This is a genomic window from Kitasatospora sp. Ki12, from assembly GCF_054601375.1.
In genome coordinates this window covers 362188-381893 of sequence record NZ_BAAIHT010000001.1, presented here as the reverse complement: position 1 = coordinate 381893, position 19706 = coordinate 362188, and the positions used below count along the sequence as shown (strand labels likewise).

At 73.5% G+C, this 19706-nt stretch carries 14 protein-coding genes; 4 read left to right on the top strand and 10 right to left on the bottom strand.

The genetic code is table 11. The features are described from left to right. Nucleotides 1-88: 88 nt before the first annotated feature. Nucleotides 89-1267: a sensor histidine kinase gene (locus tag ACYP53_RS01670; protein ID WP_459646454.1), complete on the top strand. Its 1179-nt coding sequence runs from the start codon at nucleotides 89-91 to the stop codon at nucleotides 1265-1267. Continuing rightward, entirely contained in the window at nucleotides 1264-1926 is a 663-nt protein-coding gene (locus ACYP53_RS01665; RefSeq protein ID WP_189916470.1) for a response regulator, read from the top strand. The genes ACYP53_RS01670 and ACYP53_RS01665 overlap by 4 nt, the downstream gene beginning before the upstream one ends. A gap of 166 nt (nucleotides 1927-2092) precedes the next feature. Here the strand turns inward: ACYP53_RS01665 and ACYP53_RS01660 are convergent, their stop codons facing one another. The 8 genes from ACYP53_RS01660 to ACYP53_RS01625 form a co-directional block, all read right to left on the bottom strand. Beyond that, nucleotides 2093-3199: a hypothetical protein gene (locus tag ACYP53_RS01660; protein WP_459646453.1), complete on the bottom strand. Its 1107-nt coding sequence runs from the start codon at nucleotides 3197-3199 to the stop codon at nucleotides 2093-2095. 388 nt (nucleotides 3200-3587) lie between these two features. Continuing rightward, nucleotides 3588-4184 (bottom strand): hypothetical protein, encoded by a 597-nt coding sequence (locus ACYP53_RS01655; protein WP_459646452.1) that lies wholly within the window; start codon nucleotides 4182-4184, stop codon nucleotides 3588-3590. A gap of 149 nt (nucleotides 4185-4333) precedes the next feature. Then, the gene (locus ACYP53_RS01650; protein WP_459646451.1) at nucleotides 4334-5398 is read right to left on the bottom strand and encodes an N-acetylglucosamine kinase; all 1065 of its coding nucleotides are present in this window, start codon (nucleotides 5396-5398) and stop codon (nucleotides 4334-4336) included. Nucleotides 5399-5570: 172 nt separating this feature from the next. Then, nucleotides 5571-6854, bottom strand: a complete 1284-nt coding sequence (locus ACYP53_RS01645) for a 6-phospho-beta-glucosidase (protein WP_459647937.1) — start codon at nucleotides 6852-6854, stop codon at nucleotides 5571-5573. A 29-nt stretch (nucleotides 6855-6883) separates the two neighbouring features. Next, complete coding sequence (locus tag ACYP53_RS01640) at nucleotides 6884-7810, bottom strand: carbohydrate ABC transporter permease (protein WP_459646450.1); 927 nt, start codon at nucleotides 7808-7810, stop codon at nucleotides 6884-6886. Nucleotides 7811-7831: 21 nt separating this feature from the next. Beyond that, on the bottom strand, nucleotides 7832-8848 hold the full coding sequence (locus ACYP53_RS01635) for a carbohydrate ABC transporter permease (protein ID WP_189916466.1): 1017 nt from the start codon (nucleotides 8846-8848) through the stop codon (nucleotides 7832-7834). Nucleotides 8849-8875: 27 nt separating this feature from the next. Beyond that, the gene (locus ACYP53_RS01630) at nucleotides 8876-10231 is read right to left on the bottom strand and encodes an ABC transporter substrate-binding protein (protein ID WP_459646449.1); all 1356 of its coding nucleotides are present in this window, start codon (nucleotides 10229-10231) and stop codon (nucleotides 8876-8878) included. Nucleotides 10232-10353: 122 nt separating this feature from the next. Next, nucleotides 10354-11544, bottom strand: a complete 1191-nt coding sequence (locus ACYP53_RS01625; RefSeq protein ID WP_189916464.1) for an ROK family transcriptional regulator — start codon at nucleotides 11542-11544, stop codon at nucleotides 10354-10356. 598 nt (nucleotides 11545-12142) lie between these two features. Here ACYP53_RS01625 and ACYP53_RS01620 point away from each other — a divergent pair. Further along, nucleotides 12143-12745 carry a tetratricopeptide repeat protein gene (locus tag ACYP53_RS01620; protein WP_459646448.1) on the top strand — a complete coding sequence of 201 codons (603 nt, stop codon included), beginning with the start codon at nucleotides 12143-12145 and terminating at the stop codon, nucleotides 12743-12745. 91 nt (nucleotides 12746-12836) lie between these two features. On the opposite strand, the gene ACYP53_RS01615 is transcribed toward ACYP53_RS01620, so the two are convergent. Beyond that, nucleotides 12837-14012 (bottom strand): mechanosensitive ion channel family protein, encoded by a 1176-nt coding sequence (locus ACYP53_RS01615; RefSeq protein ID WP_459646447.1) that lies wholly within the window; start codon nucleotides 14010-14012, stop codon nucleotides 12837-12839. Between the two features lie 521 nt (nucleotides 14013-14533). Here ACYP53_RS01615 and ACYP53_RS01610 point away from each other — a divergent pair. Continuing rightward, on the top strand, nucleotides 14534-15178 hold the full coding sequence (locus ACYP53_RS01610; RefSeq protein WP_189916461.1) for an HNH endonuclease: 645 nt from the start codon (nucleotides 14534-14536) through the stop codon (nucleotides 15176-15178). 278 nt (nucleotides 15179-15456) lie between these two features. On the opposite strand, the gene ACYP53_RS01605 is transcribed toward ACYP53_RS01610, so the two are convergent. Further along, on the bottom strand, nucleotides 15457-19404 hold the full coding sequence (locus tag ACYP53_RS01605) for a beta-N-acetylglucosaminidase domain-containing protein (RefSeq protein ID WP_459646446.1): 3948 nt from the start codon (nucleotides 19402-19404) through the stop codon (nucleotides 15457-15459). Nucleotides 19405-19706 lie beyond the last annotated feature (302 nt).

Sequence of the window (19706 nt, the reverse complement as noted above, 5' to 3'; positions counted from 1 at the left end):
GGCCACAACCGGCCGGCGCCGTACTGGCCCGGGGGATTACGCCCGCGGGCCGATGTGGCGCCGGACGGGCCGCGGCTACCATCGCTCCATGATCATCGAAGCTCGGCGCCCGCTGCTCCGGCGCCTGCCCGCCGGTGTGTGGGTGGGGGCGTTCTGGACGGCCCTGGTGGTGTTCCGGGTCTTCACCCGGGACGAGGAGCTGCACCACCTCTTCAACTACCAGGGCAACATGGAGGACATGCCGCTGGTGGTCACCGCGGTCGTCACCACCCTGGTCGCGACGCTGCTGGTCCGGCTGCCGCTGGCCGCCGTCGCGGTGGCGCTGGCGGGCTGCGTCTACTCGCTCGGGATGTGGACGGTGCCGGAGACCGCCGTGCTCCAGTTCCTGATCGCCGACGCGGTGGTCGGCCACTGCGCCGCCTCCCGCTCCCGCCGGGTCTCGCTGACCGCCCTGGGGCTGCCGCTGGCCACGCTCGCCGGGCTGTTCCTCTGGGGCTTCGCCAGGGACTTCCCCGTCAACCCCTTCGCGTACGGGGGCCTCGCGGCCACCGCGCTGATCGCCTGGCTGATCGGCAATACCGTCCACCAGGGCCGCGCCCACACCGAGGCGCTGCGCGGCCGCGCCACCGAACAGGCGGTGACCGCCGAACGGCTGCGGATCGCCCGCGAGTTGCACGACATGGTCGCGCACAACATCGGCATCATCGCGATCCAGGCCGGCATGGGCAGCCGGGTCATGGACACCCAGCCCGCCGAGACCCGCAACGCGCTCGACGCCATCGAGACCACCAGCCGGGAGACGCTGGCCGGACTGCGCCGGATGCTCGGCGCCCTGCGGGCCGGTGAGGGGGAATCCGCGCCGCTCGAAGTCGCCCCAGGGCTCGCCGAGTTGGACCGCCTGGTGGAGAAGAGCGCGGGTGCCGGCGTCCGGGTCGCGGTGACCCGCGCCGGCGAGCCGCGCGCCCTGCCCGCCGACGTCGACCTGGCCGCCTTCCGGATCGTCCAGGAGGCGGTGACCAACGTGGTCAAGCACTCCGGCACCCGCGACTGCCACGTCACCGTCGACTACCGGCCCGACGAACTCGCCGTCACCGTCGTCGATCTGGGCGCCGGCCCGGCCACCGGCGGCCCCGGCGCCGGCTACGGCCTCGTCGGCATGCGCGAGCGCGCCGCGCTGCTGCACGGCGAGTTCAGCGCCGGCCCGCGCCCCGGAGGCGGCTTCCGGGTCGCCGCCCGACTGCCGATCCCCGTGGAGGTGGGACCGTGATCCGTGTCGTACTCGTGGACGACCAGCCGCTCATCCGCACCGGCCTGCGGGTGCTCATCGCCGACGCCCCGGACCTGGAGGTGGTCGGCGAGGCCGGCGACGGCGCCGAGGCCGTCGAACTGGTCACCCGGCTGCGCCCCGACGTCGCCGTGATGGACATCCGGATGCCCGGCACGGACGGCATCGAGGCCACCCGCCGGATCACCGCCGACCCGGACCTGCCCACCCACGTCCTCGTCCTCACCACCTTCGACGACGACGACTACGTCTACGGCGCGCTGCGGGCCGGCGCGAGCGGCTTCCTGGTCAAGGACCTCGCCCTGGAGACCATCCTGGACGGCGTCCGGATCGTCGCCGCGGGGGACGCCCTGATCGCCCCGGGCATCACCCGCCGCCTGATCGGCGAGTTCGCCGCCCGCCCGGACGCGGCGGCCGCGAACCGGCCCCGGCGGGCCGTCGTCGAGAGCGTCACCGAACGCGAGCGCGAGGTGCTCACCCTGGTCGGCCGCGGCCTGTCCAACGCCGAGATCGCCGCGGAGCTCACCATCAGCGTGGCCACCGCAAAGGCCCACGTCGCCCGGCTGTTCACCAAGCTCGGCGCCCGTGACCGGGTCCACCTGGTCATCCAGGCCTACGAGTTCGGGCTGGTCAGCCCGTAGCGGCGGGCGGGGGCGGGGGCGGGTGCGCGGAGCCCCGGGGCGGGCCCGCACAGCCCGCCCCGGCGCTTCCCCTCCGGAGCTCCCCACCCCGGAGCTGCCCCCTCGACCGACCGCCGTCAGTCGTCTCCCGACCGCTACCGGCCGGGAATCAGGGGACGACCGGGAATCAGTGGACGACCGGGTGCGAGATCTCGCAGCCGCCCGCACCGCCGTTGTAGTCGTTCGCCCAGGTGCCCTGCATGGCGAAGGAGCCGGTCGCGAAGGCCACGTTCTGCGAGCCGCCGACCCCGCCGGTGCCCTTCCAGGCGCACTTGTCGGCGTTCTCGTAGCCGGTCGAGTCGGTCCAGCCGCCCGCCGGGTTCTGGTCGGTGACGGTCTCCGAGTACTCGTGCCCGTACACCATGGTCACGCCGTCCAGCAGGCCCGCGCTGCCGCTGTTGACGTAGTTCTGGCCGCAGGAGGTGCCCATGTCCGTCACGTACGGGTCGTTGGTGAAGGCCAGGTCGCCGTACGGGGACGGGGCCGCGCCGCCGCTCAGCGTGGTGTCGCCGTTCCAGTCGTGCCAGGCGCAGAAGTTGCCCGAGGAGGTGTTGAAGCCGTCCGGGTGGGTGCCGGTCGGCGACAGCACCACGTACTGCACGTTGCGGTTGGCGGCGGCCGTGGTGTTGCCGAAGTGCCCGGCGGCCTTGACCGCCTCGGTGGCCAGCTGGTTGCCGGTGGCCTGGCCCGGGGCGGCGGCCGAGGAGTCCACCCAGACGCCGGCCAGCGCGCCGCCGGTCGGGTAGCCGACGTGGGCGGCGGTGGACGGGCAGCTGGTGGAGCCGGTGGCGACGCCCTCGCAGTACTGCGTCATGACGCCGGACCAGGTCTCGCCGTTGGTGCCCAGCCCCTTGAACAGCTGCTGGGCGCGGACGGCCTCGCCCATCGGGTCGCCGGAGAGGGTGGTGTAGCCGTTGGCGTCGGTGCCCTGGGTGCCCCACTGGGAGCCCCAGAAGATCAGGTAGACCTTCGGCGCGCCGGTGGTGACGCCGATGCCGTCGACACCGCCGCCGTACTTCAGGTTCGCGGTCCGCTTCCCGGTGGCGGCGGCGCCGGCCTCCTTGGTGGGGACGACACCGTGCCGGTAGGGGTGGGTGTGCCCGGCGGTCTCGTTGACCGGCTGGTCGGCCTGGGCGGCCGGAGCGGCCGCGAATCCGGTGGCGGCGAGCGCCAGCGCGCTGAGCCCGGTCAGGGCCCGGGTCCGCGTCCGGCGGGAGGTGGGGGACATGCCCATCGTGAGGGTTCCTCTCTCATGTGCCGACCGCACGCCGGTAGGGCGCGGCGGCACCGTGGGGGGACGAAGGGGAGTGCGACGACGGCAGGCCGGAGCCGCGGACCGCCCGGCACGGGCGGTCGGCGAGGTGGGGATGGGGGCCGGATCACCGTCGACGGCCGGAAGCAAAGCAGAGCCGCGGAAACCGGGTCAACGACGCAGGAGGTAAGACCCGCCCCATGGAAGGCCCTTGCGGACGTATCAAACGTCAAAAGCCCCCAGCTGGGGCGTGGCCGACGCGCGTAGCGCAGCCGAATGTCAACAGTTGCGGGGAGCTTCTACACCGTATTCACCGCGGCCGGACGGCCCGTGGCCGCCCAGAACCGCAGCCGCCCAGGCGCCCGGCGGCTCACTCCCCGCCGACCTCCGCGATCCGCATGATCCGCCCGTGCGAGTCCAGCACCACGTCGTACGCGTTCCCGTGGCAGCCCCACGGGTCCGCCGGGTCCCGTTCCGCCAGGCAGTCGTTGAGGTGGATGATCAGGTCCTCCAGCGGCACCGCGCGGGCCGGGTCGCCGCTCGGCCGGTCGACCAGGGTCGCCGCCACGCCGGCCGCCGCGAAGCCGTAGTGCACGGGGGAGCCGGTCGGCTCGTAGCGGCCGGGGTCGCAGCTGTAGCGGGCGGGCTGGGCGGTGACCTCGGCGGGGCCGGCGGAGACGACGACGAGCACCTCGTGGCCCGGGAGTTCCTCGGGGGCCGTGCAGTCCGGAGCGGCGGCCGGGGTGGTCGCGGACGCGCCGTCGGCGGGGGAGTAGGCCTCCTCGTCCTCCTCCGCCAGGAAGTCGTCGTCCTCGTCCCAGAGGTCGTCCGTCCCCTCGTCGTCGGCCGAGGCGGAGGCGGCGGCGGCCGTCGTGGGGTGGGGGTCGGCGGGGGTGCAGCCGCTGAGTGCGGCTGCGGTGCAGCAGGCCAGGACGGCTGCGGCGAGGAGGTTGCGGGGCACGGCCATGGCACAAGTCTCCCCGGCGGTGGCGGTTGTCGGTACTCGGTTGTACACGACGGTTGCCGGGAGCGCGGTTCCCTCCCCCGCCGGGAGCGCGGTTCCCTCCTCCGCCGGACGTGCGGATCCGGCGGAGGAGGGAGGTCTTGGACGAGGGGTCAGGCCGCGACCGGCCGCGGTCCCTCGTAGGCTTCGCGCACCCGGGCCTGGGCCTCGGTGCCGGCGTCCAGGTGGTCGAGTCCGAGCAGGGCCGCGCCGAGGACCGGCGGCGCCACGACGACCCGGGGTTCGGCCAGCGGCGCGGCCGCGGCGAGGCGGGCTCTGAGGTTGTCCAGCAGCAGCGGCTGCCGCGAGGCGAGGACGCCGCCGCCGAGCACCACCGGGGTGGGGGCGTCGAGCAGTCCCAGGCGGCCGAGCGCGACCACCGCGAGCCGGACGATCTCGTCGGCCTGGCGGTCGATCAGCTCCAGCGCGACCTCGTCCCCGGCGTTCGCGGCCGCGAACAGCACCCGGACGATCTCGTGCAGCCGGGTGCCCGGCAGCCGGCCGAGGTGGACGGCCTCGGCGACGGCGCCGGCGCTGGGCAGGCCGAAGTGCGCGGCGATGGCGGGGGCGAGCGCGGTGGGCCCGCCGCGGCCGTCCTCGGCGCGTACGGCGTGCCACATGCTGGTGAGGGCGAGGCCGGAGCCGCCGCCCCAGTCGCCGGTGAGTTCGCCGAGGGCGGGGAAGCGGGCGGTGCGGCCGTCCGGGAGGAGGCCGACGCAGTTGATGCCGGCGCCGCAGACGACGGCGACGCCGCGCGGGCCGTCGGTGCCGGCCCGGAGCAGGCCGAAGGTGTCGTTGACGACGGTGTTGCTGGCGCCCCAGGGGTGCGATTCGAGGGCGTCGCGCAGCGCCTCCTCCTCGACCGGCAGGTCGGCGTTGGCGAGGCAGGCGCTGACGTGGCTGGTGAGCACGCCCTGCCAGGTGGGGTGGCCGGCCTCGGCGGCGGCCTGCGCGACCAGCGGGGCGAGGCCGGCGACGGCCGCCGCGCCGCCGATCTTCTGGGGTTCGAAGCCGCCGCCGCGGGCGCTGCCGAGGACGGTGCCGTCGGCGCCGATCAGGGCGACGTCGGTCTTGGAGTTGCCCGCGTCGATGGCGAGAACGCCCGGCAGGAGTGGGGCGGGCAGGAGCGGGGCGGGCAGGAGCGGGTCGGGCAGGAGTGGGTCGGGCTGGTGGGTCATCAGGTCCCCGCGGCTCGTACGTGGCCCGGCCGTCGGTGGCGGCCGGGGTGCCCGGTCGTGGTGTCCGAACGGGTGGTGCCCTGCCGGGAGTTCCCCGGCCGGGGGTGGAGGTCTCCTCGCGGTGCCCGGCCCGCGCCCCGTGGGGCCGGCGGGCCGGGCACCGCGGGCCGGGTCAGGCCCAGGCGAGGTGCTCGCGGTTGTGGGCGAGCAGCCGGTCCGTGAGCCGGTCGGCGAGGTCGATCTGGCCGACCAGCGGGTGGGCGAGCAGCGCGTCGAAGACCCGGTCGCGTCCGCCGTGCAGGGCGGCGTCGAGGGCGAGGTGCTCGTACGCGGTGACGGCGGCGACGAGGCCCGCGTACAGCGGCTCCAGGGGGCGCTGCGGCAGCGGGCGCACGCCCGCCGCGTCGACCTCGGCCGGCACCTCGATGACGGCGTCGTCCGGCAGGAAGGGCAGCACGCCGTCGTTGCGGGTGTTGACGACCTGGACGGAGGTCGCGCCGCCGGTGCCGAGCAGCGCGGCGATGAGCTGGACGGCGGCCTCCGAGTAGAAGGCGCCGCCGCGCTCGCCGAGCAGTGCGGGCTTGGTGTCGAGGGCCGGGTCGGCGTACAGCTCCAGCAGCCGCCGCTCGATCTCGGCGACCTTCGCGGCCCGCGAGCCCTGCTCCCTGAGCTCGGCGACGACCGCGTCGTGCTGGTAGAAGTACCGCAGGTAGTAGGAGGGCACGACGCCGAGCCGCTCGATGACGGCCCGCGGCAGGTGCAGGTCCTCGGCGATCTCCTTGCCGAAGCCGCCGAGCAGCTCCGGCAGCACCTCCCGCCCGCTCGTGGAGCCCGGCCCGTCCAGCAGGGTCACCCCGCGCTCCCAGGTCAGGTGGTTGAGCCCGACGTGGTCGAGGCGGATCAGCTCCGGGTCCACGCCGAGGTGCCCGGCGAACTTGCGCTGGAAGCCGATGGCGACGTTGCACAGCCCGACGGCCTTGTGGCCGGCGCTCTGCAGGGCCCGGGTGACGATGCCGACCGGGTTGGTGAAGTCGACGATCCAGGCGTCCGGGTTGGCCCGGCGCACCCGCTCGGCGATGTCCAGCACCACCGGGACGGTGCGCAGCGCCTTGGCGAGCCCGCCGGCGCCGGTGGTCTCCTGCCCGACGCAACCGCACTCCAGCGGCCAGGTCTCGTCCTGGTCGCGCGCCGCCTGCCCGCCGACGCGCAGCTGCAGCAGGACGGCGTCGGCGTCGGCGACGCCCGCGGTCAGGTCGGTGGTGACGGTGACGGTCGCGGGGTGCCCCTGCTTGGCGAAGATCCGCCGGGCGAGCCCGCCGATCAGCTCCAGCCGGTCGGCGGCCGGGTCGATCAGCACCAGTTCGCCGACCGGCAGGCTGTCGCGCAGCCGGGCGAAGCCGTCGATCAGCTCCGGGGTGTACGTCGACCCGCCGCCGACGATGGCCAGCTTGAGCATGGCGGCTCCGGACGTCTTCGGTGCGGACATCAGCCCTTGACCCCTGTCAGTGTCACGCCTTCGATGAAGGCCTTCTGAGCGAAGAAGAAGAGGACGATCACCGGCGCCATCACCAGCAGGGTGGCGGCCATGGTGAGGTTCCAGTTGGTGTGGTGGGCGGCCTTGAACGACTCCAGGCCGTAACTGAGGGTCCAGGCCCCGGGGTTGCTGCTGGCGTAGATCTGCGGGCCGAAGTAGTCGTTCCAGCAGTAGAAGAACTGGAACAGCGCGACCGCCGCGACGGCCGGCTTGGCCATCGGCAGGACCACCCGCAGCAGGGTGCGCAGGTCGCCGCAGCCGTCGATCCGGGCGGCCTCCAGGTACTCCTTGGGGATGGTCAGCAGGAACTGGCGCAGCAGGAAGATGGAGAACGCGTCGCCGAAGGCCATCGGGATGATCAGCGGCCAGAGCGAGCCGCCCATGCCCATCTGCTTGGCCCAGAACAGGTACATCGGGATGACGGTGACCTGCGGCGGCAGCATCATCATCGCGATGACCGCCGTCAGGGCCAGGTTGCGGCCGCGGAAGCGGAACTTGGCGAGCGCGTAGGCCACCGGCAGGCTGGAGACGACGGTCAGCAGGGTGCCGAGCCCGGCGTAGAGCAGGGTGTTGCGCCACCAGGTGAGGAAGCCGGGGGTGTCCCAGACCTTGCTGTAGTTGCCCCACTGCCAGGTGGCCGGCCAGTAGTCGGTGGTGAGCGCCTGCTGGTCGGTCATCACCGAGGTGAGGAAGACGAAGACGAAGGGCAGCAGGAAGAACAGCGCCGCGGTGACGGCCAGCGAGTGGACGGCCACCCAGTTGAGCAGGGCGCGGCGCCGGGCGGCCCGGGCGGCGGGGCCGCCGGGTCGGGCCGGGCGGGCCGGTCGGGTGGAGCCGGTCGGGGACGGTGCCCCGCTGAGCGTGTTGCTGAGAGTCATGATCAGGTCCTCACTGGCCCGCTAGTCGTCGCTCGCCATGAAGCCGGACTTGCGGCGGAGCAGGATCGAGGTGACGGCCATGGAGATGGCGAACAGCACCAGGGCGACGACGCAGGCCGCGCCGTAGTTGAAGCGCTGGAAGCCGAGGTTGTAGACCATCTGCGGCAGGGTCCAGGTGGAGCCGTTCGGGAAGCCCGGCTCGAACTGCTGGCCGGAGTTGCCCGCGATGCCGCCGGCGACCTTCCCGGCGACGATCGCCTGGGTGTAGTACTGCATGGTCTGGATCACCCCGGTGACCACCGCGAACATGATGATCGGCGAGATGTTCGGCAGCGTGACGTACCGGAACCGCTGGAACGGTCCGGCGCCGTCCAGTTCGGCCGCCTCGTACTGCTCCTTGGGGACGTCCAGCAGCGAGGCCATGAAGATGACCATCAGGTCGCCGACGCCCCACATGGCGAGCAGGGTCAGCGCCGGCTTGGACCAGTCCGGGGAGGCGAACCAGCCCGGCTGCGGCAGGCCGAGCTCGCCGAGCAGGTGGTTGACCGGGCCGGTGCCGGGGTTGAACAGGAAGGCGAAGGCCACCGTCGCGGCCACCGGCGGGGCCAGGTACGGCAGGTAGAAGGCGGTGCGGAAGAAGCCGGCACCGGTCTTGACCTTCGTGATGAGCATCCCGACGCCGAGCCCGAAGGCCACCCGCAGGCTCACCATGACGACGACCAGCCACAGGGTGTTGCGTAGGCCCTGCCAGAAGGTCGGCAGGTGGTTGAAGACGTAGTCCCAGTTCTTCAGGCCGGTGAAGCTGGGCTGGCCGAAGCCGTTGTAGCTGGTGAAGGAGAAGTAGGCGGTGGAGACGAGCGGGTAGGCGAAGAAGACGCTGAACCCGATCAGCCAGGGGGAGAGGAAGGCGAGGGTGCGGGCCGCCTCCCGGCGGCGCTTCCGGCGCAGCAGGTGCTGCGTGGAGGGCGCCGCCGGGGCGGACGGTCCGGCGCCGGCCTTGCCGCCGTTCCCCTTGCGGGTGCCGAACGCGAGTGACATGGGAACTCCGTGGGCCGTCGCCGGCCCTTACTTGGCCTGGGCGATGTCGGTGTCGATCTGCTTGGCCGTGGCGGCCAGACCGGCCTGGAGGTCGGTCTGCTTGCCGGACTCGTAGTCGTAGCCCAGGTTCTGCAGGGAGACGATGTAGCCGCTGCCGTTGACGGCCGCCGGGGTGGTGCCGGAGTTGGCGTTCTTGGCGACGTTCAGGAAGGTCTTGAAGTTGTCGTCGCTGACCAGCTTCGGAGAGTTGAGCGCCTCGAAGGTGCTGGGCACGTTGTGGATCGCGTTGGCGAAGTCGACGACCGCGTCGGTGTCCGTGGTCAGGTACTTGACCAGCTCCCAGGCCGCGGCCTGCTTCTTGCTGGTGCTGGCGATGCCGACGATGGTGCCGGTCTGGTAGCCGCGGCCGTAGGTGTCGGCCTGGTCGTCCGGCACCGGGAAGGCGGCGGTGGCCCACTCGAAGCCGGGCTTGTTCTCGGCGAGCGAGGCGGTGCGCCACTCGCCGTCCAGGGCCATCGCCACCTGGCCGGTGTGGAAGGGGTTCTTGGCGCTGAACTCCTCGCCGAAGGTCGAGCGGAACTTCTCCAGCTTGTCGTAGCCGCCGAGCTGGTCGACCAGGCCCTTCTGCCACTTGAGCATCGCGGCGACCTTCGGGTCGGTGGCGAGGTTGGACTTGCCGTCGGGGCCGAAGTAGGTGGGGCCGTACTGGCCGAGGTAGTGCTCGGTGGTGGACTCGTAGCCGTGGTACAGCGGCATGAAGCCGAGCTGCTTGTACGAGTCGCCGTCGGCCTTGGTCAGCAGGGCGGCGTCCGAGGCGAACTCGCTGAAGGTCTTGGGCGGGTTGGCGATGCCCGCCTCGGCGAAGGCCTTCTTGTTGTAGTACAGGCCGTACGCGTCGCCGAGCAGCGGCAGCGAGCACTGGTTGCCCTGGAACTGCGTGTAGTTGAGCATCGCGGCCGGGAAGGTCTTCGCCGGGTCGATGCCGCTCTTCTGGAGCAGCGGCTTGAGGTCGACGAAGGCCTTGGTCGAACAGAACATGCCGACGTTGTTGGTGGTGAAGGAGGACACCACGTCGGGCGCGTCGTCACCGCCGGCCCGCAGGGCCTGGTTGAGCTTGTCGTCGGCGATGTTGCCCACGGTCTTGACGTGGATGTTGGGGTGGGCCTTCTCGAAGGCCGCGATGTTGGCGTCGATCGCCTTGGTCTCGTTGTCCTGGTTCCACCCGTGCCAGAAGGTGATGGTGACGTCCTTGCCGCTGGCCGAGTCGTCGTTTCCGCCCGAGTCGCTGGAACCGGTGCAGGCGGTGGCGAGCAGGGCCAGGACGGCGCTGCCGGCGACGGCGACGATCGTGCGGCGGCCTCTGCGGGAGGTGGTGGCGAGCACTTCGTGGTCCTCCTGGTGGTGCGCGGGCAGGCGTCGTTGCCTCGGGTCCCGCGTTCGGGGGTAGGGGAGAGGTGGGTGCGGGGAGCGTCGGGGGGCGGGAGCGCGGGTGGGTGGAGAGAGCGTCAGTGGGTGGAGAAGACCGCCTCGCGGGCGTCCGCCAGGGCGCGCTGCAGGGCGCCCAGCAGGACCGGTGAGCCGGGCAGGGCGCTGCTCCGCACCTCCGGGCGGGCGATGGAGAGCTTGGCCAGTTCGTCCTCGACGAGCGCGCGCAGGCGTTCGCCGCCCGCGCTGGGCACCGCGCCGGAGAGGACCACCAGCTGGGGGTCGACGACCGAGACGATCACGGTCAGGCCGACGGCGAGCCGCCCGGCCAGCTCGGCGAGGAACGCGTCCCCGGCCCCCGGGGTCGCCAGGGCCTTGGCGACGGACTCCTCGGCGGTCGGCGCGCCGAGCCCGTGCTCCCGGGCCAGCGCCCGGACGGCGGGCGCGCCGACCAGCGCCTGGAACCCGCCGAAGTTGCGGCGCCGCGGGTCCCACTCGACGGGCGAGTCGGGCACCGGCATGTAGCCGACCTCCCCGGCGCCGCCGGTGAAGCCCCGGTGCAGCCGCCCGGCGATGACGATCGCCGCGCCGACACCCGCCTCGGCCCAGAGCAGGACGAAGTCCTCGCAGCCGGCCGCTGCACCGGAGGCCTGCTCGGCGACGGCGGCCAGGTTCACGTCGTTCTCGATCGACACCGGCGCGCCGATCGCCTCGGACAACTCCTCGACCAGCCGCGGCGAGTGCCATCCGGGCAGGTGGGAGGCGTAGCGCAGCTTGCCGGTGACCGGGTCCGGGGCGCCGCCCAGGCCGATCACGACGGTACGCAGGCTGCCCTCGGCGAGCCCGGCGGCCCGGACCGTCGCGGCGACCGCGGCGGCGACCTTCGGGACCGTCCCGGCGGCCGGCACGCCCTTGGTGGTGACGGTGTGCTCGGCCAGCGTGGTGCCGGTGATGTCGGCGACCGCGACCCGGATCCCGTGGTTGGTGACATCCAGCCCGGCGACGTACCCGGCGGCCGGATTCACCTGGTACAGCTGCGCGTTGGGCCCCGGCCCGCCCGCCGTGGTCCCGACCGGCAGTACCAGCCCGCCCGCCTCCAGCCGGGCCAGCAACTGGGAGGCGGTGGGCTTGGAGAGCCCGGTCAGGGTTCCGATCTGAGTACGCGAGAGCGGGCCGTTCTCCAGCAGCAGCTCGAGGGCGGCACGGTCGTTGATGGCCCGCAGCAGGCTGGGGGTACCGGCGAGGGGGGCCTTGGCGGTGCTCTTGGTCATGCCCGGAATCCTCCTCGTTCGGCTCGCCCCGGAGAACTGTTAGGAAACTTTCCAGTCGCTTGGGTAGGACCGTAAGGGCCGCGTCAGCGGGGTGTCAATGCCCGGTCCCCCGGAGGATGCCGAAGCGTTACCACCCAGCCCCAACCCCGGCCCCCAAGGAAGGAACTCGATCGCGAGAGAAGTGAGAAGGGGGAAGAAGGGTGTCGGCCTCTCCCGTCGAAAGGGCAGCAGAAGTCCCGATCGACAGCGGCCCCCCTTGGCACGCCGAGGGGGGCCGCGACAAAAGCATCAGCAGGTCGACCCGGGCACGTGCAGCTCATACCCCAGCGCTTCAGACCCCTTCCGCAGTACCAGGGCTCCGTGTTCGGACGTCAACCGCGGCAGGGACAAATGTCGCCCCTCGGCACGCTGGGGATCCCGTCGCCGCTTCGGCATGGCCGAAGCGGCGACGGCCGACTTCCGGCCCTCTGCGCAGGAAGTCGGCCAGACCGACTTCCTGCGCGTAAGCCGGGTGCCCTCGAAGGAGCAAGCGGTCGTCGCACGCCAGACCGACCAGCTGTAGTGCCACGCTGAGCAGAACCGGACGACGGAGAGTCACGTGCTTGGGCACCTCATCACTCACGACGACAACCTGCGGATGGTCCCCAGCGACCGGGACGAGCTGACCACCGCCGTCGGCCGACTCCACGAGGAACTGCGGGCTCTGCCCGAGGAGAGCGACCCCGCTCGCGCTCGGGTCCTGACCAGGTGGATCGGTATCGGCCGGATGTGCCTGGGCCACCACGAAGAGGCCCGTGCGTTCCTCCGGCAGTCGCTCGACCTGGCCGCGGCGATCGGCAACACCCGGGCCGTCGTCGCCACCGGGCTCAACCTCGGTGACGCGCACCGCTACGCCGGTGACGCGCAGACGGCGGACGCGCTCTACCGCAGTGCGCTGAACACCGCGCGAAGCCGGCACCCGGAACTTGTCGACTTCGCGCTTCAGCACACCGGAAAGCACCTGATGGAGCGCGGTGACCTCGTGGATGCCCAGGCCCACTTCCAAGAAGCGCTGCGGCTGCGGATCGCCAAGGGCGACGCCGGGCTGATCGAGTCCACCCAGGCCGCCCTCGACCGGGCCACGTTGCTGATCGGCCAGGCCGACGCATCGGCGGCAGGCAGCGCGGTGCCGCGCCGGTGGAGCGGTCCCGCTACCTATTGATCAACCCGGACCCCGGCCGCCCGCAACCGCCGGCGGCGGGCCCGCCCCGTTCTGTGGCTGCCCCTGAGAGCCACCGGGGTACGGGCGGGGCCTACGGTTCCGGCTTCGGGGCGGGGATCGGCTCGGTGGCCTTGAAGCGGGCCGAGTTCGGGTCGGCGAGTGCGGAGGGTGCCGCCTGCTCGGCCGCAGGGGCGGGTACCGGTGCGATCACCACGCCGGTCGCCGCGCTCGCCGCCGCCGCGCCGGCGGCCGTCAGGGCCTCCTCCTTGACCTTGATCCCGGCCCGGTCGAAGGCGATCTTCAGCCGCTGCCGCAGTGCCCGGGAGACCACCGCCGACTTGCCCGGTGCGGTCCTGGCCTCGATCCGCACCATCACCGAGTCCGCCGCGACGGACTCCACGCCCAGGATCGACACCGGCGCCCAGACCAGCTCGTCGTACGGAGCCTCCTTGGCCAGCTCCTCGGCGGTCTGCAGGATCAGGTCCTCGGCCCGCAGCAGGTCCTCCTTGTAGCCGATCTGGACGTCCACCGAGGCGGTCGACCAGCCCTGGCTCATGTTGGCGATCCGCTTCACCTCGCCGTTGCGGATGTACCAGATCTCGCCGTTCGCCCCGCGCAGCTTGGTCACCCGGAGGCCGACCTCCAGGACCGTGCCGGTGGCCACCCCGGTGTCGATCTCGTCGCCGACGCCGTACTGGTCCTCCATGATCATGAAGACCCCGGAGAGGAAGTCCGTGACCAGGTTGCGGGCGCCGAAACCGATCGCCACACCGGCCACACCGGCGCTCGCCAGCAGCGGCGCCAGGTTCACCCCCAGCGCGGACAGCACCATCAGCGCCGCCGTGCCCAGGATCGAGAACGAGGCCACGCTGCGCAGCACCGAACCGATCGCCTCCGAGCGCTGCTGGCGCCGCTCCGGGTTCACCACCCCGGTGTTGGCCAGCAGCCCGCCCAGCCGGCTCTCCTCCTGGTGCTCGGCGGTGCGCGCCATCCGCCCTATCAGCTGGGAGATCAGCTTGCGCACAACGGCCCGCAGCACCAGCGCCAGCACCACGATGAAGACGATCCGCAGCCCCGAGGCCAGCCAGCCCTGCCAGTGGGTGTCGAACCAGCTCGCGGCCTGCTTGGTGGTGTCCGAGACCTCCTGCGCGCTGGTCGGGATTCTCAGGTCCAGGTTCGGCAGCTGCGCGGTGGGGCTGGGGGCCGGCGTCGGAGCGGAGGGCGTCGAGGACGCGTCGGACAGACCGGTGGCTCCGGAGCTGAACACGTGCGGACCTTCCTTGCAGGGAGCGTGTCGGGCCCGCACCGCCGGCAAGCGGCCCGCGGACCGTGCGCCTTAGCCTATCCGGCACCGGACACCCGGCCGGACACGCCGAAGATCGTCCGAGGCCCCGCGCGGGTCCTCCGCAAGCCGCCGGAAGCCGCCGGAGGCCGCCGCACGGCGTACGGAACAGCCCGGACGCCCCGTCAACGCTCCGGTGCGCTCCCCCCGCACCCCGCCCCGGATCCCGCCGCTCCCCGCCCCCGCACTGCTCCGACCGGCCGATCCGTCCCCCGGGAGGGCCACCGGACGGTACCCGGAGGGCACCCGGGTGCAACCCGACCGTCCCCCGGGCATACCGGTTATGACAGAGACCACACCCGGAGTTCACGTCAGGTCCGTTACACAGGAGTGGTGGCGCCGTACAAAGGCGTAAGGCGACACTGGGGGAGATCGCGCACTCGTTGTGCGATCCAACCGCTCGTCCCGGCGCGAGCCACGCGCCGCAGGCGTCCAAGGAGGCATCCGTGCCGCATGTCCTGGTCCTCAACGCGTCCTACGAGCCACTCGGCGTCGTATCGATGCGCCGCGCACTCATCCTGGTCCTCAACCACAAGGCGGTCAGCCTGGAGGACTCGGGAGTCACTCTGCACAGCGCCACCAGCGCCCTTCCGGCGCCGTCCGTCGTCCGTCTGACCCGCTTCGTCCGGGTCCCGTTCTGCGGGCCCGTCCCGCTCACCCGCCGGGCGCTGTTCGCCCGCGACCACGGCCGTTGCGTCTACTGCGGGGCCGCCGCCACCAGCGTCGACCACGTCATCCCGCGAAGCCGGGGCGGCCAGCACCGGTGGGACAACGTGGTGGCAGCCTGCCGCCGCTGCAACCACACCAAGGCCGACCGCCACCTCACCGAACTGGGGTGGCGGATGAAACGGCCACCCGCACCGCCGAGCGGCCTCGCCTGGCGGATCATCGGCACCGGCATCAAGGACCCGCGCTGGCGCCCCTACCTGGAGCCGTACGGCGGTGCCGACCAGCTGCGAGCCGCGCAGTGGGGCGAGTACGAGCACCACGACCATACCGAGGCCGGTCACTCGGTCCCGATCGGCCGGGCGCACAGCGCCCACCCCGCCCCCGTCCGCCGCGGCGAGCAGCCCGAACCGCTCTCCGCCTGACCGAAGCGACACAAAGGGCCCGCCCGTCACACCGTCGGTACGCGCCTCATGGGCCGCCGAGCCCCCCGCACCGGGGAGCCGGCGGCCCGCCGCTTTGGCCCCCCTTTTTTGGCCCGGCTCGCCTCCGGGGCGCTCGAACCCGGCGCCGACGGTCGGCGCTCCAAGGCCCCTCGTTCCTCAGGGCCTCCTCGCTTCTCCCTTTCGGCACCGGCGCGCCCCTTCGGCTCGCCGGGCTCCGCGTACGGTTGCCGCTACCCGCTACCCGCTACCCGCCCCGGTCACGGCTTCGGCGGCGCCGCCGGGGGAGCCGTGGAGGTGCCCGGTGCCCCGCCCGGCTGTGCGGGCTGGCCGGGCTGGGCGGGCTGCCCGGCCGGGGGCTGGGGCTGGGCCGGCGGGGTCACCGCGTAGAGCTCGACCCCCCACAGCGAGTAGCCGTACTTGGTGGCCCGCGCCACGCCCTGGACCCGGACGAAGCGGACCCCCGGCGCGTCGAAGCGCACCGTCTCGTCGCCGCCCTTGCCGTTGTCCACGGTCGCCGCGTCGGTCCAGGAGTTCCCGTCCGCCGAGACCTGGATCCGGTACGAGCTGGCGTACGCGGCCTGCCAGTGCAGCACCGCCGCGCCCAGCCGGGTCGCCTGCGGCAGCTCCAGCCGCACCCACGCGTCGTCCTTGGCCGGCGAGGACCAGCGGCTCTTCGGGTCGCCGTCGGTGACGGCCGAGGCCGGGTAGTTCGCCGTCTCGTCACCGGAGGAGGTGGCCTTGGCGGCGAGTGCCAGGTCCGCACCGCCGGTCGGCGGCACCACGTGCACCTGGAGCACCTGCCGGACGGTGGTCGTCCCGGCCACGAACTGCACCGGCACCTGGTACGTCCCGGACGGCGTGTCCGGTGCGGCGCTGACCTGCAGCGGCACCCCGACCCGGCCGCCGCGCGGCACGGTGACCGGGCCGGACGGGGTCACGGTGAGGCCCTTGGCGGCGGCCGGCACCTCGGTGCGCAGCTCGCCGGTGGTGCCCTCGGGGCGGCCGGCCTCCACGGTGGCCCGGGTCTGGGCGGGGGCGGCCGCGCCGGTGACCACGTCCAGGGCGGGGTCGGACAGGCTCAGCCGGGCCGCCGGGGCGTCCGCGTACCAGGGGATGACCTGGTTGACGACCGGCGGGTCGCCGCCGGGCTTCCAGGTCATCCGGAACGCGTCGGCGATCTGGCCGCCGGCCGGCAGCTCGTTGTAGCCGGGCTGCACGGTGCCGATGTCCGTCCAGGTGCCGTCGGCGCGCCGCACCGCGACGGTGGCGGTGGCGCGCACGCCCGGGTCGGTCAGTACGGTGAGCCGGTCCAGCGGGCGGGCGGTGCCGAGCTCGACGGTCAGCGGCTCGTCCTGCGCGGTGGGCGCCTTGGCGGCCCGGTACGCGGTGTCCGGGTTGCCGTCGAGGACGGCGGCAGCGGAGGAGCCGGGCAGCGCGTCGGGCCCGCCGGTGACGCTGGTCGGGGCCTCGTCCGGGGCGGTGACGGTGAACTCGCGGACGGCGACGGCGGTCTTCTGCGCCGAGGTGGCCCGCAGCCGTACGGCCCGGACGACGGTGCCGGGCGGGAGCTGGGCGCTGACCGTCTTCTGGTTCCTGACCACGGCGAGCTGCTTCCAGCCGCCTTCGCCGGTGGAGTACTCGAGCACGCCGTCGCGGATGTAGTCGTCCACGGCGGTGCGGGCGTCCGCGCCGTTGCCCCAGCCGCCCATCAGGACGGTGACGCCGCTGACCGGGCGGCCGGCGCCGAGGTCGAGGCCGACCGCGTCGCCGGGCTGCGGGGGAGCGGAGCTCCAGTAGAAGGTGTCGGCCACGCCGTCGGTCATCAGCGCGGGCAGGTGGTCCTGCGCGGTGCCCATGGTGGTGGTCGCGGTGACGCCGCCGCTGACCACGCCGGCCCAGTTGTCGGCGGCGCGGACGGCGCGCTCCAGGAACGGGCCGAGCACGCCGGCGCCGATGGTGGCCGGGGCCCGGTCGAGCTGCTCGCGCAGCCGGTTGAGCTCCACCCGGGCCTTCCAGGCGGCCGCGCCGTCGCCGCCGTGCTGGGCCAGCAGCATGTTCAGCGCGGCCTGCCCGGCGAGCCCGTAGTCGCGCAGCGGGCCGAGCCAGGGCGCGGCCTCGCCGGCCAGCTGGGCGGTGGCCGGGGTGCCGGCGAGGGTCTGCTGGGCGGTGGCCATCGCGGCGAAGGCGTCGCGCAGCGGCGCGGCGGCCTCTATCAGCCTGGTGAGGTCGGGGGCGGTGCCGGAGGTGGGTTCGGCGGCGGCCCAGAAGCGGTCGAGCAGCGGGGTCAGGTAGCCGGACTCCTGCTTGGACAGCGGTGAGGAGGTGCTGTTGCCGGCCAGCGCGGTGACGGCGGGCAGGGCGGTCCCGGCGGGTGTCGCGGCGGCGCCGGTCGGCCCGGCGAGCGAGCGGACGGCGGCCTGCCAGGACTCGTCGGGCTTGTAGCCGGTCGGGTTCCAGGCGAAGTCGCCGGCCGTGGCGATCGCTATCCGGGAGGCCACCGGCTGCTGCATGGCGCCGGTCAGCATCACCGCGGAGCGGGTGGCCACGCCCGGGTCGCGCCCGGTGTAGGCGCCGAGGAAGAGCCGGTCCGGGGTGGCGTCGTTGACCGGGTAGTTGTCCATGGTGACCAGCGGGTGCCCGTACAGGTCGGCGGTGTCGGAGGCCTGGGCGGTGGTGATCTTCTCCGGGATCACGCCGACCCCGCTCCAGGCCACCTGTACGCCCTGCGGCAGCGCCGCGGCCAGCGCCTTGCGGTACGGGGTGGCGCCCTGCTGGTGGTACTCGGTGGGGACGACGGACAGCGGGGCCAGGCCCGGGTTCCTGGCGATCAGCCGGTCCTGCACCTTCTTCACCAGCGCGGCCTGCGCCTTGGCGGCCGCGGCCGGGCCGGTGCCGTACTCGTCGCGGTCGTCGTCGCAGTGCCACTCGTCGTAGCTGACGTCGAGGAACTGCAGCTGGAAGGCGGTGAAGCCGAGCTTGCGCAGCCCGTCCAGCTTGGCGACCAGCGCGTCGGTGTCCTTGCCGGAGCTGAAGCAGAGGGACTGCCCCGGGTCGATCGCGTAGCCGAGGGTGACGTGGTTGCGCCGGGCCCGGTCGGCGAGTTCGCGCAGCTCGTCGGCTTGCGCGGCCGGGTAGGCGTTGCGCCAGCGGGAGAGCCGGTACGGGTCGTCACCGGGGGCGTAGAGGTAGAAGTTCTGCTTGGAGCGGCCGAGGAAGTCGACCTGCTCCAGCCGCTGCTGCGCGGTCCACGGGGTGCCGTAGAACGCCTCGGCGGTGCCGCGCACCGGCGCGCCGGTCGGCCAGTCCCGCAGGGTGATCCCGGGCAGGCCGAGGCCGTTCGCGCCGGCCGCCTGCCCCTGCCCGACGGGTACGGCGGCGAGCAGCTGACGCAGGCTCTGCGCGGCGTAGAAGGTGCCGGTGGTGTCCGCGCCGGCCAGCACCACGGCGCCGTAGGTGCCGCCGCCCTGGGCGGGCAGCTGACCGGCCGACAGCACGTAGCCGCCGGTCGGCAGGTTCGCGGTCGACGGCGCGCTGCCGTCCTTGCCGCCGGCCGCGGCGGCCAGCTGCCGCAGCACCCGGTCCACCTCGCCGTCGGCGCCCTCGGACGGGCCGCCGACGTACACCACCAGCGAGCCGGCGGCCGGCGTCCCACCGTCGGCCTGCGGCGTCACCTCGGTGGCCCCGGCGACGGCCAGCACCTCACGGACGGCCAGTACCGCGCCGATGTCCGCCTTGGACGAGGCCACCAGCGCCACCTCGGCGGGCACCACGACCGGCTTGCCCGCCACGGTCTGCTCCTGCGGCCGCGGGAACACCCGGGGGTCGGTCACGCTCCCCAGCGGCGTCTGCGGCGCGGTGCTCACCACGTCGGGCCCGGGCGCCGCCGCGTACGCCGTCGGCAGCGGCCCGGCCAGCAGCCCGCCGAACACGGCCGCCGCCGCGACCCCGGCCGCGATCTGCATCGCCCGCCGCCCGGGCCGGCCCGCGGCCCGCTCCGCCCGCACCGACGCCAACAGCGGTTCCGTCCCCTTGAGATCGGCGATCAGCCGGTCGGCCGTCCTCGGCGCCAGCTGACGGCACGTCCGCGCCGTCGCCCGCCGCGCGACCAGCGCCGCGGGGTGCTGCAGCACCTCCCGCAACGCCGGACTCTGCTCCAACTGCGACCGCAACCGCCGCCCGGCCGCGACGGACACTCGGGCTTGCACAGGAGCCTCCTCGCCAGGCCGGAACCACATCGCCGCCACCCCACCAGCTACCCAACCCGGTGTCAACGTCGTCGACGGCTATGCCGTCCTTGCCCCGATTCATCCCCTCCTCGAATCTTCACCGAACCCTCGCCGACGACCCGTCCGACCACCTCTGACGTGGTGATCCGGCCTCACGGCCGCCACCGCGCCCGCGAGCCGCCGCCGGAGCCGGATCGCCGCCGTCGTTCCGGGTACTGACGGTCCGCCGACACGCCACCCGGCGCCGTCTCCCGTCCGCCGTCGTGTCGCGCAGCGTCGTC

Excerpts from the sequence above, each read along its gene's own strand:
- ACYP53_RS01640 (WP_459646450.1), bottom strand. The coding sequence starts at position 7,810 with ATGACTCTCAGCAACACGCTCAGCGGGGCACCGTCCCCGACCGGCTCC.
- ACYP53_RS01660 (WP_459646453.1), bottom strand. The coding sequence starts at position 3,199 with ATGGGCATGTCCCCCACCTCCCGCCGGACGCGGACCCGGGCCCTGACC.
- ACYP53_RS01635 (WP_189916466.1), bottom strand. The coding sequence starts at position 8,848 with ATGTCACTCGCGTTCGGCACCCGCAAGGGGAACGGCGGCAAGGCCGGC.
- ACYP53_RS01670 (WP_459646454.1), top strand. The coding sequence starts at position 89 with ATGATCATCGAAGCTCGGCGCCCGCTGCTCCGGCGCCTGCCCGCCGGT.
- ACYP53_RS01655 (WP_459646452.1), bottom strand. The coding sequence starts at position 4,184 with ATGGCCGTGCCCCGCAACCTCCTCGCCGCAGCCGTCCTGGCCTGCTGC.
- ACYP53_RS01650 (WP_459646451.1), bottom strand. The coding sequence starts at position 5,398 with ATGACCCACCAGCCCGACCCACTCCTGCCCGACCCGCTCCTGCCCGCC.
- ACYP53_RS01645 (WP_459647937.1), bottom strand. The coding sequence starts at position 6,854 with ATGCTCAAGCTGGCCATCGTCGGCGGCGGGTCGACGTACACCCCGGAG.
- ACYP53_RS01625 (WP_189916464.1), bottom strand. The coding sequence starts at position 11,544 with ATGACCAAGAGCACCGCCAAGGCCCCCCTCGCCGGTACCCCCAGCCTG.